Annotated in this window: 16 protein-coding genes and 1 tRNA gene; 11 read left to right on the forward strand and 6 right to left on the reverse strand. The window is 37.4% G+C overall.

Going from position 1 to position 15,784, the window contains the following annotated elements:
* Positions 1 to 92: 92 nt before the first annotated feature.
* The 3 genes from AAV96_RS13560 to cysS form a co-directional block, all read right to left on the reverse strand.
* Positions 93 to 566 (reverse strand): copper resistance protein NlpE, encoded by a 474-nt coding sequence (locus AAV96_RS13560; RefSeq protein WP_004663035.1) that lies wholly within the window; start codon positions 564 to 566, stop codon positions 93 to 95.
* A gap of 225 nt (positions 567 to 791) precedes the next feature.
* A tRNA-Gly gene (locus AAV96_RS13565) sits at positions 792 to 867 on the reverse strand.
* 62 nt (positions 868 to 929) lie between these two features.
* Positions 930 to 2,351 (reverse strand): cysteine--tRNA ligase, encoded by a 1,422-nt coding sequence (cysS, locus tag AAV96_RS13570; protein WP_046739679.1) that lies wholly within the window; start codon positions 2,349 to 2,351, stop codon positions 930 to 932.
* Between the two features lie 420 nt (positions 2,352 to 2,771).
* On the opposite strand from cysS, the gene AAV96_RS13575 reads away from it, so the two are divergent.
* The 11 genes from AAV96_RS13575 to AAV96_RS13625 all read left to right on the forward strand — a co-directional run bounded on the left by AAV96_RS13575 (position 2,772) and on the right by AAV96_RS13625 (position 13,570).
* The gene (locus AAV96_RS13575; protein WP_046739680.1) at positions 2,772 to 3,749 is read left to right on the forward strand and encodes a KpsF/GutQ family sugar-phosphate isomerase; all 978 of its coding nucleotides are present in this window, start codon (positions 2,772 to 2,774) and stop codon (positions 3,747 to 3,749) included.
* Positions 3,750 to 3,752: 3 nt separating this feature from the next.
* Positions 3,753 to 4,292: a KdsC family phosphatase gene (locus AAV96_RS13580; RefSeq protein WP_046739681.1), complete on the forward strand. Its 540-nt coding sequence runs from the start codon at positions 3,753 to 3,755 to the stop codon at positions 4,290 to 4,292.
* A gap of 39 nt (positions 4,293 to 4,331) precedes the next feature.
* Complete coding sequence (gene lptC, locus AAV96_RS13585; protein ID WP_005217281.1) at positions 4,332 to 4,880, forward strand: LPS export ABC transporter periplasmic protein LptC; 549 nt, start codon at positions 4,332 to 4,334, stop codon at positions 4,878 to 4,880.
* Entirely contained in the window at positions 4,864 to 5,412 is a 549-nt protein-coding gene (lptA, locus tag AAV96_RS13590; RefSeq protein WP_004663026.1) for a lipopolysaccharide transport periplasmic protein LptA, read from the forward strand. The genes lptC and lptA overlap by 17 nt, the downstream gene beginning before the upstream one ends.
* On the forward strand, positions 5,412 to 6,158 hold the full coding sequence (gene lptB, locus AAV96_RS13595) for an LPS export ABC transporter ATP-binding protein (RefSeq protein WP_004663024.1): 747 nt from the start codon (positions 5,412 to 5,414) through the stop codon (positions 6,156 to 6,158). Before lptA ends, lptB begins: the two co-directional genes overlap by 1 nt.
* A gap of 301 nt (positions 6,159 to 6,459) precedes the next feature.
* Positions 6,460 to 7,995 (forward strand): TolC family protein, encoded by a 1,536-nt coding sequence (locus tag AAV96_RS13600; protein WP_046739682.1) that lies wholly within the window; start codon positions 6,460 to 6,462, stop codon positions 7,993 to 7,995.
* On the forward strand, positions 7,992 to 10,133 hold the full coding sequence (locus AAV96_RS13605) for a type I secretion system permease/ATPase (RefSeq protein ID WP_004663020.1): 2,142 nt from the start codon (positions 7,992 to 7,994) through the stop codon (positions 10,131 to 10,133). The genes AAV96_RS13600 and AAV96_RS13605 overlap by 4 nt, the downstream gene beginning before the upstream one ends.
* Positions 10,130 to 11,320, forward strand: a complete 1,191-nt coding sequence (locus tag AAV96_RS13610; RefSeq protein ID WP_005217271.1) for an HlyD family type I secretion periplasmic adaptor subunit — start codon at positions 10,130 to 10,132, stop codon at positions 11,318 to 11,320. The genes AAV96_RS13605 and AAV96_RS13610 overlap by 4 nt, the downstream gene beginning before the upstream one ends.
* An 83-nt stretch (positions 11,321 to 11,403) precedes the next feature.
* A complete protein-coding gene (locus AAV96_RS13615) occupies positions 11,404 to 12,006 on the forward strand; it encodes an IMPACT family protein (RefSeq protein ID WP_046739683.1) in 603 nt (200 codons plus the stop codon).
* Positions 11,996 to 12,613: an acyltransferase gene (locus tag AAV96_RS13620; protein WP_046739684.1), complete on the forward strand. Its 618-nt coding sequence runs from the start codon at positions 11,996 to 11,998 to the stop codon at positions 12,611 to 12,613. The genes AAV96_RS13615 and AAV96_RS13620 overlap by 11 nt, the downstream gene beginning before the upstream one ends.
* Positions 12,614 to 12,727: 114 nt before the next feature.
* Entirely contained in the window at positions 12,728 to 13,570 is an 843-nt protein-coding gene (locus AAV96_RS13625; protein ID WP_004663013.1) for a universal stress protein, read from the forward strand.
* A gap of 119 nt (positions 13,571 to 13,689) precedes the next feature.
* Here the strand turns inward: AAV96_RS13625 and AAV96_RS13630 are convergent, their stop codons facing one another.
* The 3 genes from AAV96_RS13630 to fdxA form a co-directional block, all read right to left on the reverse strand.
* Entirely contained in the window at positions 13,690 to 14,358 is a 669-nt protein-coding gene (locus AAV96_RS13630; RefSeq protein WP_004663011.1) for an O-methyltransferase, read from the reverse strand.
* 138 nt (positions 14,359 to 14,496) lie between these two features.
* A complete protein-coding gene (locus AAV96_RS13635; RefSeq protein WP_004663009.1) occupies positions 14,497 to 15,210 on the reverse strand; it encodes a D-Ala-D-Ala carboxypeptidase family metallohydrolase in 714 nt (237 codons plus the stop codon).
* Between the two features lie 136 nt (positions 15,211 to 15,346).
* The gene (gene fdxA, locus AAV96_RS13640; protein ID WP_005217258.1) at positions 15,347 to 15,676 is read right to left on the reverse strand and encodes a ferredoxin FdxA; all 330 of its coding nucleotides are present in this window, start codon (positions 15,674 to 15,676) and stop codon (positions 15,347 to 15,349) included.
* Positions 15,677 to 15,784: the final 108 nt, after the last annotated feature.

The following is a 15,784-nucleotide window of genomic DNA, read 5'->3' on the forward strand; positions in this document are numbered from 1 at the left end:
CTCGATTGATTCAAAAAAACCCTGCTTAAGCAGGGTTTTTTATTTTAATCATAAAAATGCTCGCAACAGCGAGCATTTAAAATTTAAAAAGATTATTCAGCTTCTTTTTTGAGTTGATATTTATCAGCCAAATCACCAGTAATTTCTTTACCATCCATATCTAATGCTTTTAAATAACCCTCAGCAACAAAATATTTACGGCTATCACCAGCTTTATCTAATTCAATAATAGATGAATTTTTGCTATCGAATTGGAAATTACCCTTGCTTTCAAATGGTTTGCCATCACCCTTACCAAGATACGTTTCTTTAATCTCATAAGTTTTATCTGAATTAAGTTCTAGTTCGGTTTTAATACCTTCACAATCTGCACAAGGGAGTATGCCTTTATATGTGCCATTCCAATCTAATGCATTTTCAGCAGTATGTGCAGTATCAGCTACAGTTGCTTCTGATACAGCTTCAGTTGTAGCTGGTGTTTGCTCTTCAACTTTTTTATTTTCAGTTTTACTACAAGCGACTAATACAAGAGAAGCTAGAGAAATTGCAATAATTGACTTTTTCATTTGGTATTAAACTCTTTTTTGAAAATATTGTTATTTAAACTATGGGATTTTAAGGAGAAAGGGTAGTGACAGTATGTAAGAGTTATTTAACCTTTGGTAAATCTATAAATGGCAGAATTTAAATTGATTATTTAACCTACTTATTGCAAAGTATTAAAATTTTAGAAAACAGTAAATTTTAAATATAAAAAAGCCTTTATCGTTAGATAAAGGCTTTTTAAATTTTGGAGCGGGAAACGAGACTCGAACTCGCGACCCCAACCTTGGCAAGGTTATGCTCTACCAACTGAGCTATTCCCGCAATAGGACGCATTATAGAGAGTTTCATTCAACTGTCAACTCTCTATGTTACTGAGTGTTGAATTAATCAGCACGTCGCCAAATTGTGCCTTGGCGAGTATCTTCTAAAACGACACCTTGATCGAGTAAAGACTGACGAATACTATCGGCTTTTGCAAAATCTTTAGCCTTTTTCGCATCAACACGTTGTTGAATAAAATCTTCAATTTCTGTATCAGAGAGATTAAGTGCTTCTTGACCAATATCAGACTTTAAAAAATCTTCAACATCATGTTGCACTAGACCAAGAATGTTCGTCAGATAACGTAGCGTTGAATAAAGAATAGTTGCTTGTTCAGCCTGTTCTTCTTTAACCGCACGATTTAATTCTTTATTGATTTCAAATAGTACTGCGATTGCTTCCGCAGTATTAAAGTCATCACGCATTGCACTGTTGAAGCGTTCAACAAGATCTTGCGCTAAAGTTTCAACTGTTTTTTGACCATAAACTTGCTGATAAGCTTTAAATGAATGATAAAAACGACTTAGTGTGGTCTTTGCTTCTTTTAATGCAACATCAGAGAAATTGACAGGGCTACGATAATGTGATGAGACAATAAAGTAACGAATCACTTCGGGATGGAATTTTTCCATGACATCGCGAATGGTAAAGAAGTTGCCTAAAGATTTAGACATTTTCTCGCCATCAACATTGATAAAACCAACATGCATCCAATAATTTACATATTGTTCACCTGTTGATGCTTCACTTTGTGCGATTTCATTTTCATGGTGCGGGAACATGAGATCTGAACCACCACCATGAATGTCGAAATGATTGCCAAGGCAGCAAGTCGACATTGCAGAGCATTCAATATGCCAACCTGGGCGGCCATTGCCCCAAGGTGATGCCCAAGCTGGTTCATTCTCTTTGGCATGTTTCCAAAGAACAAAGTCAAAGGGGTGTTTCTTGTCTACTTCGACATCAACACGCTCTGAAGCGCCAGCCTGCATATCATCCAATTTACGACCTGATAAGCGACCATATTTATCAAATTTGGTTACTTCAAAATAGACGTCGCCATTGGCAGCGGGGTAGGCAGCGCCTTTATCAACCAGTGTATTGATCATGTTTTGCATCTGATCAATATATTCAGTTGCTTTAGGCGCTTCATCAGGTTCAGTACAGCCTAAGTTAGCCGCATCTTGATTCATTGCATCAATAAAACGTGCTGTGAGTTGTTGGATGCTTTCACCATTTTCATTGGCACGCGCAATAATTTTGTCATCAATGTCAGTAATGTTGCGAATATAGCGAACTTTCCAGCCTTGGCTGCGTAAGAAGCGGATGATGTAATCAAATGCAACCATAACTCGAGCGTGTCCGATATGACAGTAATCATAAACAGTCATACCACAGACATACATATCGATTTGACCTTCTTTACGTGGGACAAATTCAACTTTTTTACGTTGCTCAGAATTATATAGAACAAAAGGTTGCATAAGGGTTTTCAAACACTCTACAAAAATCGTTATTCATCATAACGTATGCATCATATTTCATAAAGTTATCAGGCGAAAAAAATGGAGGAGCGCTAATCATGATTGGCTCAGTTTAAATCTAATCGATTGTTTCCAAACGGTGCCAGTTTAAAAAATCTATAAAATGAGTACGATTCATATTTATCTATATTGTTTACAGGGAATAATTTAATAATTCAGTTTACAGATTAGTGATTAATTCTATCGAATTTATAGCGGCTGTGATTTGTTTAACATAAGTTCAATCTCTCTTCATTTTCGATGAAAACTACTACATTTAGAAACGTGTATATTTTTCAGTTATGCTAGAATCTGTATCATTCTTTTGATTAAAATCATCTGCCTTCAGGTGGATAGCGTATTATTCTGGGTCAAACTCATATGTCACAAGCCATAAATTTTCAAAAAAGCGCATTAGAGACCCTGCGAATTGAGCAACAAGCCTTAGAAGTTCTTGCAACACAAATTAATGAAAGTTTTGATCGTGCCTGTGAAATTCTTTTGCAGTGTAAAGGGCGTGTTGTTGTGACGGGTATGGGTAAATCAGGTCATATCGGTCGGAAAATGGCAGCGACATTTGCATCAACTGGAACCCCATCGTTTTTTATGCACCCAGGTGAAGCGGGGCATGGTGATTTGGGTATGTTGGTGCGTGGTGATGTTCTGATTGCCATTTCAAATTCAGGCAAAAGTGATGAAATCATGATGCTCATGCCTTTAATCAAACATCTAGGCGTACCATTAATTACTATCAGTCGTGATGATAAAGGACCAATGCCACAGAATGCTGATGTTGCATTGACATTAGGTGAGGCGGATGAGGCTTGTCCTCTAGGTTTAGCACCAACGTCTAGTACGACTGCAACACTTGTTTTAGGTGATGCATTAGCCGTCGCATTATTGGAAGCACGTGGTTTTACTGCCGATGATTTTGCTCGTTCGCATCCAGCAGGGGCATTAGGTAAACGCTTACTTTTGCATGTTAAACATTTGATGCATACAGGCGTTGAATTACCCAAAGTTAAACCTGATACACCGATGAATAAGGTGTTATATGAAATCTCAGATAAACGTTTGGGTCTTACCACGGTTGTTGATGAGAACGATATCTTATTAGGTATTTTTACTGATGGTGATTTACGTCGAATGATTGATCATCAACAAGGTTTTGATGTAAATCTACCTGTTGCTGAAGTCATGACCAAAAACCCACTCACTATTTCTCAAGAAGCCCGTGCGGTGGAAGCATTGGAAAAAATGCATGAGAAAAAAATTAACCAATTTGTAGTTGTTGATCATACCAATAAAGTGATTGGTGTGATTAGTATGCATGACCTTATTCAGGCAGGAGTAAATTAAGCCATGGCATCTTATGCTTTACAAGAACAAGCACGTCATTTACAAGCATTAGTGCTTGATGTGGATGGAATCTTAAGCGATGGCTTTGTAACCTTAACAAACTCTGGTGATGAACTTAAATCATTTGATATTCGTGATGGTTTAGGTATGAAATTGGTTCAACAAGCAGGAATGAAAGTGATTATTATCACTGGACGTAAGAGCAATATTGTTGAAAAAAGAATGACAGATTTAGGCGTTGATCTTATTTTTCAAGGGCGAGAAGATAAAGGTGTGGCATTACGTGAAGCATGTGCTCAGTTAAATATTTTACCTGAAGATTGTTTATATATGGGAGATGACTGGCCTGATTTATCTGCATTTGCGATTGCTGGCATGAGTATTACTGTTCCCAATGGGCATGAAGAAGTTCGTCGTCGTGCAAATTTAGTCACTCAAGCGATGGGTGGACGTGGTGCAGTTCGTGAAGTATGCGATATGCTCTTATTTTCAAAAGGCGTTTACCAAGAGCTACTTGCAAAATATTTAGCTGTACCACATTAATAGTAGCGTGAATTACCCAAAGGTCAGGTAACTCTGTTTATGGATACCAAGGTTTTATATGTTGTCGCTGTTTTGATTGCTGCTTTAAGTGGTGGCTATTATTATTACAGCGGCAAAGCAAAAAAGTTGGATGTTGATTCAGCGAAAAATATGACTTATTCAGCGCAGGGTGTTCACTTAACACAGACTGATGAGCAGGGTAATTTATACATTCGGGCTGAGGTGAAACAGTTGCAGCAAAATATGCAGCAGAAAACATCCCAGCTTGATCAATTAAATGCCGTGATGTACAAGCAGGGTAAGGCTGATGCAACGTTTTATGCAAAACAAGCACAAGGCTATGACGATAATACAAAGATCATATTACAAGGCAATGTCGTTGCAACTAAATTGTCTGATCAGGGGAAAATGGAGTTTCATACTAATGAACTCACAGGATATCCAAAAACCAGAGAATTAGAGACACAACACTCAGTCACTGTACAAACGCCAAGTTCTGAGTTTGTTAGTCAAGGTCTAAAGGCAAATTTGAATAATGGTCAATATGAATTCTATAAAATTCGAGGAAAGTATGCGCCAAGCTCTTAATTCTAAATTTCGTTTCACTTTCCTAAAACAAGTCACTTGTATTGCCGCTGTAGTATTTTCTTCGGCTTCAAGTTTTGCTTTGCCATCAGACCGTAGCCAACAGTTATCATTGGTTGCTGATCGTGCAACCTATAATGATAAAACAGGTGTAACAACCTATACGGGTAATGTTGTGATTGAGCAAGGAACAATGAAGCTTCAGGCTGATTCTATTATTGCGACATTGAATAGCAAAAAAGAAATACAAACGATTACGGCTAAAGGTCAGTTGGCAAAATTTCAGCAGCAAATAGATGCTAAAAAAGGTTTAGCACGTGGTGAAGCGCAGACCATTGTTTATAATGCCGATACAGGAATTATTACTTTGACTGGTAAGGCGTATCTGTATCAAGATGGTTCTAGTATTCGTGGTAATAGTTTGAAATATAGTATGAACAAAGGTGATGTAGAGGCGCAAGGTTCTTCATCAAATCGAGTTCAAATTATTATTCCGCCATCAAGTTCTAAGAGTTCTCCAGGGGCGCGTGATTAATGGATCAATCAGTGCAGCAATCACAAACTTTATGTATTAAACACCTAGCTAAAAACTATAGTAAACGTTGGGTGGTAAAAGACGTTTCATTTACGATGCAAAGCGGTCAAATTGTCGGTTTACTTGGACCAAATGGTGCAGGTAAAACCACAAGTTTCTATATGGTTGTCGGACTTGTTCGTATGGATAAGGGTGAAATCCATTTAGATAATTTAGATTTATCTGATCTAGCGATGCATGAGCGGGCACGTAAAGGTATTGGATATTTACCACAAGAAGCATCAATTTTTAGAAAGCTCACAATTTCCGAAAATATCATGGCAATTTTGGAAACGCGTAAAGATCTAAATAAACAGCAAAGACAGCAACGTTTAACTGAATTATTGAATGATTTTAAAATTAATCATATTAAAGACTCGTTAGGAATGAGTGTATCTGGTGGTGAACGTCGTCGTGCTGAAATTGCTCGTGCCTTGGCCGCTGACCCAAAATTTATGCTATTAGATGAACCATTTGCAGGCGTCGATCCAATTTCTGTAGGTGATATTAAAGATATTATCCAGACATTAAAGAGTCGAGGAATTGGTGTTTTAATTACTGATCATAATGTACGAGAAACCTTAGCAATTTGTGAAAAAGCTTATATTGTCAGTGAAGGTTCTGTGATAGCAGAAGGAACTCCACAAGAAATTTTAGATAATGAGCAAGTACGTAAAGTGTATCTAGGCGATGACTTCGTTGTTTGAATCAAATTCAATCAAGAGAAGAGAGAACCATTTATTGGTTCTTTTTTTATCTAAAATTATTATGAATAATAAATAGATACGTGATTAATGCATTTAAAACTAAAAGGTTTTAATTTTTAGATGATTGATTTTTAATTAATTTTTACTTTTATTTTATGCTGTTGTTTGCGCATTATTACGAAACTATTTTACAAAAAACAAACACTTAAGTGTGTCCGAATTAGCTGAAAGAGCATAGTTTTTTGTTGGAAAAAGTGAGTAGAATGATTGTGCTTTTAAACGATAATAATATGAAAAGAATATGAGCATAAAGAAAGATATAAACGTCAATAGTAGAACATGGAAAAAATATGGAGATATTAAGTGGCTATTTTCTATAGCACTTTTATCGGTACCGATTACGCATGCTGAGACACCCAGTGAACAGTACCATACTTTAAAAAATAATTTGTCGCAGCTGTTTGCACCAAAAAGTAATGAAGACTTTAAAATTGCGAATATGCAGAGACTTAGCAATTTTTCGTTTAATCCTTCTAACGTTGAATTACCTGTAGTTGGTGCTAGTCATGCGATTGATACAGTTCCAAGTGCTTTATGGCAAAGCCAGCTGAAAGTTTTAAAAGATGCGGTAAAAGTAGTTGTGCAGAGAAATCCAGAAATTTCCCAAACACTCGCGACCTTAGCAGCACAAAATGCAAATATTGATGTTGCAAAAGCAGGCTATTACCCACAGATTACAGGGGGCGTTAACACTGGTGATTTAACAAAAAAATCAGCTCGTGGACAACAGATCCTTGCATTAAATGCGACACAAATGCTTTTTGACTTTGGAAAAGTGAAATCAGGTGTCAACACGGAACAGGCAAAACTTTCATTAGAACAAGCAAAAGTGCTTATTAAAATTGATGATATTTCATTAGATGTCGCTCAAACGATAATTAATATACAACGTTATCAGAAGCTTATTCAGATTGCGAATCAACAAATTTCTGGAATTCGACGGATTCAAGAAATGGCAAATTTAAGAGCAAATGCAGGAATTAGCAGCCAAGCGGACCCAGTACAAGCACAGTCTTATTTACAGTCTGCTCAGTCTGCTTTAATTGCGCAGCAATCTTTACTTACCCAATACCAACAGCATTTAAATACTTTACTTGGGTTTGATGTAAATAACGTGCAATGGGCGATTCCAGATGATTTGGTTCAACAGTCAGACTTATATTCAGCTCCACAATTTAACATCATTCCTCAAATGATTGCTGCGCAAGCAGGAATTGACGTTGCTCGTTCGCAGAAACAGCAAACACAATTAAGTCGATATCCTACATTATCTGTGAAAGGTGAATTGAGTCAGGCTTTGCATGGTCGAAACCCAAATAATGATAAAGAGGGAGGTTTCGATAGTGCCATTATGTTGGAAGCGACCAGTCAGTTTTATCAAGGTGGCGCAACATCCTCACAAATTAAAGCGGCTAGCTTTGCTGAAGAGGCTGCTAAAGCTCAAGTCAATGCAGTCTATCTACAAGTACTTGACCAGATTCGGACGAGTCGGGAACAAATTGAAAATAAACAAAGACAAATGCAAGTTCTCATGAGTCGTCAAGCGACAACCGTGAGAACAAAAGAACTTTATCAAGAGCAATATAAATTAGGTACACGATCACTTGTAGATTTATTAAATGCTGAACAGGCAATTCACGGCGCAAATTCTGAGTTAGAAAGTGCACGTTACGATATTTATAGCAGTATTGCGCAATATATAGCGACCACAGGACGTTCGCGTCAAGCCTACGACTTAAATAATATACAAATTCAGGGGTTTGAAGTTCAGCCATGATGACAAAAATAAATTATCAACCGTGGTTGCAAGCGGTATTAATGATTGCAAAGCATTATCGTATAGAGCCGTCTGAAGAACGTGTACGTTTGCAACTTGATTGGAATCAAAATCAAAATTTAGATGAAATTCTATTATTAATGTGTCGACAAGTTGGTCTTCATTTACGCAAAGTTAAGTTTAGTGATGATGTGGTCAATCCATGGCGTTTACCCGTGATTGTTGAACTGAATGATGGTCAAGTTGGTGTTATTGATAAGGCTGATACAGAAGGTAACGTCAGTGTTCAATTAAGTGGTGATCAAGGGCTATCGCAAAAATTTGCTGTTGGAGCACTTAAACATATTGTCAAAGGTGTTTATATCCTTCGACCAGAAAAATCAGTACCAGATGCACGTATCGATGAATACATTAAGCCTTATGAAGCAAGCTGGTTTTGGTCAATTGTATTACAAGATTGGAAGCGTTATATCGATATAATGTTTGCCTCTCTTATGGCTAATATCCTTGCATTAGCCACCATCATTTTCTCTATGCAAGTGTATGATCGGGTCGTTCCGTCCCAATCTATTCCAACACTTTGGGTACTTGCGGGTGGAGTATTTATTGCAGCAATTTTTGAATTTGTTCTCCGTGTTTCGCGTGTTTATTTGTCAGATATTATTGGAAAACGTGCTGACTTACGTGTTTCGGATCGTGTATTTGGTCATGCCTTAAGAATCAAAAATAGTGAGCGTTCCAAGTCAACAGGAACATTTATTTCTCAGATTCGCGAGCTTGAAGGTGTCCGTGATCTCGTGACATCTACAACCATGGGTGCAATTGCTGATTTACCATTTTTCTTTTTATTCTTGGTTATCTTTGCAATTATTGGTGGTAACTTATTTTGGGTGATGCTCATTGTTGTCCCATTGATGATCTTACCTGGTATTTTAGTACAAACTAAATTAGCTCAACTTGCCCAAGAAGGGATGCGTGAATCTTCTATCCGCAATGCAATTTTGGTTGAAGCAGTTCAAGGCATTGAAGATATTAAATTATTACGTGCAGAATCTCGATTTCAAAATCAGTGGAATCATATGAATGAGGTTTCCGCGGATATTAGTATGCAGCAACGTAAAATTGTTGGTGTTCTAACTGCATGGACTCAAAAAATTCAAGGTTTGACTTATGCCGCAGTAATTTTGGTGGGATGTTTTGCGGTGATGGATGGTGAAATGACCACAGGTGCTCTTGTTGCTTGTTCAATTTTATCATCACGCATGTTGGCACCTATTTCTCAAATTACGGGTATCTTAGGACGTTTACAACAAGCCAAAGTTGCGAAAAAAAGCCTAGATGAACTCATGCAAAAACCTGTAGATCAAGCTGATCAAGCTCATTTAGTACATAAAGAAGTCTTAAACGGAGAGTATGAACTTAAAAATGTAATGTTCCAATATACTGAAGAAGACCCAAGACCTAGCTTAGCAATTCGCCAATTAAAAATTAAAGCGGGTGAAAAAATTGCGATTTTAGGACGTAATGGAGCAGGTAAGTCGACATTACTGCAAATTCTCTCGGCGATGCAGTTTCCTACCAATGGCTCAGTTCATTTAGATGGCTTGGATATTAGTTTAATTGATCCCGCTGATGTGCGTCGGGATATGGGATTATTGAACCAAAATGCGCATTTATTCTATGGAACAATTCGTGAGAATTTAACGCTTGGTGCACCCTTGGCACGTGATGAAGATATTTTAAAAGCCTTAAAAGTTACGGGCGCTTTAAGCTTTGTACAAGAGAAAAAAGAGGGTTTAGATCATTTAGTTTTAGAAGGAGGCGTTGGGTTTTCTGGAGGACAACGACAGGCATTATTATTAGCACGGTTACTTATTCGCCAACCAAATATTCTACTGTTGGATGAACCTACAGCTGCAATTGATGATGTTGCTGAGAAACAATTGATTGATCATTTAAAAGGTTGGCTTTCCCACCGAACGTTAGTGGTGGCGACTCATCGCCGTGCTGTTTTAGAATTGGTTGATCGTATTATTGTCATGAATGATGGCAAAGTGGTGATGGATGGACCTCGTGAACAAGTATTAAACCAATCTACTTTACAACAAAAACAAGTTAAGCAAGGGGATAATTCATGAGTGAACTAGAACAAGCCAATAGCCGTCCCATGAATGTTACTTATAAAGAACCAAATTTACCGCGTTCTAGCTTTGTTATATGGATTGTAGGAATCGGTTTACTTGTACTTCTAATTTGGGCGTGGTTGTTTAATTTAGAAGAAGTTTCAACAGGAACAGGTAAAGTTATTCCATCTTCTAAAGAGCAGATCGTTCAATCACTTGAAGGTGGTATCTTAACGAGATTGGATGTTCAAGAAGGGGATATTGTGCAAAAGGGGGAAGTTTTAGCTCAACTTGATCCAACACGTTTTGCTTCGAATGTTGGTGAATCCAAATCACTTCTTGTTTCTGCTCAAGCGACAGCAGCGCGGTTGCGTGCAGAAGTGAATGGAACACCTTTGGTTTTTCCTGAAGAAGTTTTAAAAGAACCAAAATTGGTTAGGGAAGAAACAGCACTTTATTACTCTCGACGTGAAAATTTGGAACAGTCGTTAGCTGGTTTTCAACAAGCACTTAAGCTTGTGCAACAAGAGTTGGTCATGACAGAACCGTTAGTTGCTAAAGGCGCAGCAAGTGAAGTTGAAGTACTAAGATTAAAACGTGAAGCGAATGATTTACAAAATAAAATGAACGATACCCGTAATCAGTATTACGTGAAGGCAAGAGAGGAGTTGTCTAAAGCGAATACGGATACTCAAACACAACAACAAGTGGTTATGGGACGCAGTGATAGTTTACAACGTTCGGTTTTTAAAGCCCCAGTGCGAGGAATTGTAAAAGAAATTGATGTTACGACTTTGGGCGGGGTCATCCCTCAAAATGGTAAATTAATGACGATTGTCCCATTGGAAGATAAGTTATTAATTGAGGCACGTATTTCTCCAAGAGATATTGCATTTATTCGCCCCGGACAAGAAGCATTGGTAAAAATCACAGCTTATGATTATTCAATTTATGGTGGTTTAAAGGGCAAAGTGACGGTGATTTCACCTGATACGATTCGTGATGAAGTGAAGCAGGATCAATTTTATTATCGTGTCTATATTCGCACAGATTCTGATAAGCTCAAAAATAAGGCAGGAAAAACCTTTGGTATCACGCCTGGTATGGTTGCTACGGTTGATATTCGTACGGGTGAAAAAACAGTGATGGATTATTTATTAAAACCATTCAATAAAGCAAAAGAAGCCTTACGTGAACGTTGATTCTGATTAAACCTCGCGTAAAGCGAGGTTTTTTATTGTCGTGTGAAAAGTTATAATTTCTTTTTGGTTTGTATTTATGTTTTATGCCTTTCACTATCGCGAATACAGTTACTTTTGAAGAAGACATTAAAAAAAGTCGTTTCCAAGCGATTGCAGCAGTTGTTGAGAATGAGCAGCAAGTTAAAAATTTTCTAGAACACACCAAAGATATTTCAACTACACATCAATGCTGGGCATGGAAAATTGGACATCATGTCCGGTTTAATGACGATGGCGAACCTTCTGGCACCGCAGGTCGCCCAATTCTTGCCACCATTGAAGGCAATGATCTAACCAATATCATTGTATTAGTCAATCGTTGGTATGGTGGGGTTAAGCTTGGTACAGGTGGTTTGGTCAGGGCATATGGTGGATGTGCAGGTCAGTGTTTATTGCTCGCTGAAAAAATCGAATTGATTGAGAAAAAACAGATTCGTTTTGCTTGTCTATTTAATGAATGGGCAATTATCCAATATGAATTGATTCAACAACAGATTGAATATCAAGAGAGCTATATTGAAACGGGTGTTCTTATTGAAGCACGATTACAAGTACATCAAATTGAACCTTTAAGAAACAAGCTTCAAGATGTGACACGTGGGCGTGAATCACTGAAAGTGATTGAGGAACAAGAGCATGACAACTGATCCTTTATTAAAATATCGAGAACAGCACAAGCATCGTTTGAATTATATGCCTTGGTTGTACTGGTCACTTAAGCCTAAACATCGAGAGTGGGCGGATGTATGGCAGGCCGAATATCAAGCGTATTTGATGGAAATGGAAACTATAGAAATCGGTAAAAATTGTTTCATTTCACCTTTAGCACATATTTTTGCTGAGCGTGGTCGCAAGATCAGCATAGGAGATAATACCTTTATTGCAGCTGATTGTACTTTACATGGACCTTTGAAGATTGGTAACGAAGTCGCGATTAATCATCATTGTATTTTAGATGGTGGTCGAGCAGGGATTAAGTTACATGCTCAGGTTCGAATAGCAGCTTATAGTCATTTATATGCATTTGATCATGGAATGGATTTAGACCGACCAATATACCAACAAGCTGTTACCTCCAAAGGAATTGAGATTGGACGAGATGTATGGTTAGGGGCTCATGTTGGAATAAAAGATGGCGTGAAAATCGGGCATCATGCGGTTGTGGGGATGAATAGTATGGTCACTAGAAATATAGAAGATTTTGCAATTGTGGCAGGTAATCCAGCTAGATTGATTCGTTATCGTACTGAATAAAATCAATTAAAAGCTCGTGAGATTCTATACATAAATTTAACCCACCATACTTTGATCTGTGATAAGTTAAAAATAAGTAGAAGACCTAAGGTATATACCTAAAGAGAGGCGAAAATGAACCGTGTCATTGCATGTATCGATTCTTCACCCTGTATTGATGCTGTTGCTGAAGCGGCAGTTTGGGTTGCTAAGCAAACTCAAAGAGAATTAGTACTGTTGCAAATTCTGGACTATTATCCCGCAAGTTATCATTTAGGTGAAATTAGTGGCGTAATTGGTTTTGAAAGTAATGCGATGTTACTCAAAGAATTAGCTGAGCTAGAGCAAAAGCAAAGCGAGCTTGCACTCGATTATAGTAATAATTTACTCAAGCATATTTCAGAACTTATAGAGAAACAATACGGTTTAATCAGTACCAAGATTCAAGAAAAGGGAGACTTTCTTGAACAGAGTTTTAATATTCTGAAAGAAAATGATGTAGTAATTATTGGCCGTGTGGGTGAACGAGCAGCAGAAAAGAATAAGCCGATTGGTAGCAATGTTGAAAACTTCATACGCGGCGCGAATTGTACAGTGATTACAGTGGGAGAGCATTTTGAACCACCGAAACGTTTTATTTTCGCTTATGAGTATTCACCTACCTGTCAAAAAATGCTGCAACGTATAGCACAAAGTGATTTATTGAAAAAATTACAATGTCATTTGCTTTATGTCGGTGATCATCCAGAAATGCTGGCAGAGCCAGAAAAATATTTAAAAGATGCGGGTTTAGATGTTATACCCATTTATCGATACGGGGATGTTGCCCAAAATATTCTTGAATATCAACGAGAACATGATATTCAACTGATTGTTTTAGGTGCTTTTAGCCATAGTAAAATTCATCAGTTTTTCCTAGGTAGTATTACTACAACAATCTTCCGAAATGCCAATGTTCCCTTACTCGTAGCTAAGTGATTCATTTTCTTCCATATAGTTATCCGCAATTACTGTGGATAACTATATGGAAAAGCATTGTAGATAAATATAATGTATTGATATTGAATAAATAATTTTTTTAGATTGTTTTTTGATCTCTATTTTACGATTGCAATTGCAAAACCATCATGCCCTTTAGATCCTACTGTTTGTAAAGCTGTGCAAGAGAGTAGTTGAGGATGATCTTTTAATGCTGAGAATGCTTCACGAATGCCTTCAATACTAGGCTTCTTATTATTCTCATCTAAGATTGCACCTGCACGAATGACGTTATCAAGTACAATAATCGTACCTGAGTGAGAAAGCTTTAAGCTTAATTCAAAGTATTCACGATAACTTTGTTTATCTGCATCAATAAAAATTAGATCAAAGGGTTCACTGCCTTCAGCAATGAGTTGCTTCATAATATCTGCACCACGACCTTTCTTGAGCTCGATATTGGTTGGCATATTGGCAAAATCAATATTTTCCTGAGCAATAATGACGTGGGTATCTCGACCTTCAACCGTGAGTAGATAGCCATCTTCAGGTAATGCTTTTGCAAGCCAAATAGTACTGTAGGCACCAAAAGTTCCCAGTTCCAGTACCCGTTTGCATTGGTTCATCTGAATCAACATTTGCAAAAACATGCCTTGATTAGGCGCAACAGCTAAATGATTAGAAAACCCCTGAGTATCGGTGTTGTCTAATGCATGTTGAAGCCTTGGGTCTGTGGGAATTAAATGTGAATTGATATAGTCATCAATGTCGGTCCACATCTGTTGCATAATCAAGTTTACCTATGAATCTGTTAGCTGCATTTTAAACATTTATGCTTAGAGTGCAATTTGATTACTGAATTAATCACTACCATTGAAATAAAAAAGAGACCGTTTATATCTCTTATCGATTTAAATTATTGTTTATTAGAAGTTACACATTGAACTATTGCGGGTGAGGTCAGGTCCCCAAGTTCGATAACCTTGTGTATCTATATGAATTTGACCAGAACTGTACAAGCCGATTCCAAGATTTAAACTCTGCCCATGCTGCATCCAAAATTGGCACAGTTTAAATTTGGTCTGTTCAATATATGCATAGTCTTGCGGTTGCGGAACTTCAGGCCCGATACGGAAGTCGATTGCTGAATTGAACAAATGCTTAGAAGAACCCGCACCACCTGCACATTGATTTAAAGGTAGATCTCGGTAAACAGAAGTTACTTCGAAATCAGTTAAAATCTTAGCAGCGATTAAATATTTAAAGACGCGTAAGGTTGAAAGTGAATTATTCCATAGCTCACGATTTGGCACCATATATTCTGAGCGACCACATTTTTGCCAATCTCTAGCGGTACGTAATAGTTCAAAACTTGGAATAATATGTGCAACATTATTACGATTTAAGAACTGCTCGTATTCGCGGACGCGTGCGTAATTTTCACCTTGATTGAGCCATTGGCGATAAGAGTTCGGTTCAACTTTATTTGGAATTGGGCGAGTAAAAGTAACTTGTTCTTGAGGGATGTAAATTCTTTTACCTTGATTTTGATTCACTTTAGTGGCTGAACTGACACAACCGACCATCATCACAGGGATGATACAAAATGATAAGAGACCCTGTAATTTATTTCGCATCATAAAAAAGCAGTTCACAATCTATAAGTGATAGATGAATTATTTTAATGCAAAATAACGCACAAATAATGGTGCAATTGCAAAGAAATGTGTGATTCGAGTATAAAAAAAGACCAGTTAATACTGGTCTTTTCTAAGATTATTTTTCTAAATATTGCAATTTATTTGGCTTACCATTCCATTCTTCACGATCGGCAGGTTGTTCACCAATTTGAGTAATGTTATTAGTTGCCCATTTTTCAGAGAGTTCAGCATTCAGCTCAATAAACACTTCTTGACCTTCAGGTAGCTCATCTTCAGAGAAAATCGCATTTGCTGGACATTCAGGTTCACACAATGCACAGTCAATACATTCATCTGGATTGATGACAAGGAAGTTTGGACCTTCATAGAAGCAATCTACAGGGCAAACTTCAACACAGTCTTGATATTTACATTTAATACAGTTTTCTGTGACAACAAAGGTCATGGCGGCAGCTACCTAAAAAATATGGTTTTCATTTTGCATAGCGTATTTTAGGCAAAAAATACCGATAGAAACAATTCCTTTTATTGATATTTATTATTCGTATCAATG

Source organism: Acinetobacter sp. AG1 (assembly GCF_001005525.1).
Lineage (GTDB): Bacteria > Pseudomonadota > Gammaproteobacteria > Pseudomonadales > Moraxellaceae > Acinetobacter > Acinetobacter modestus.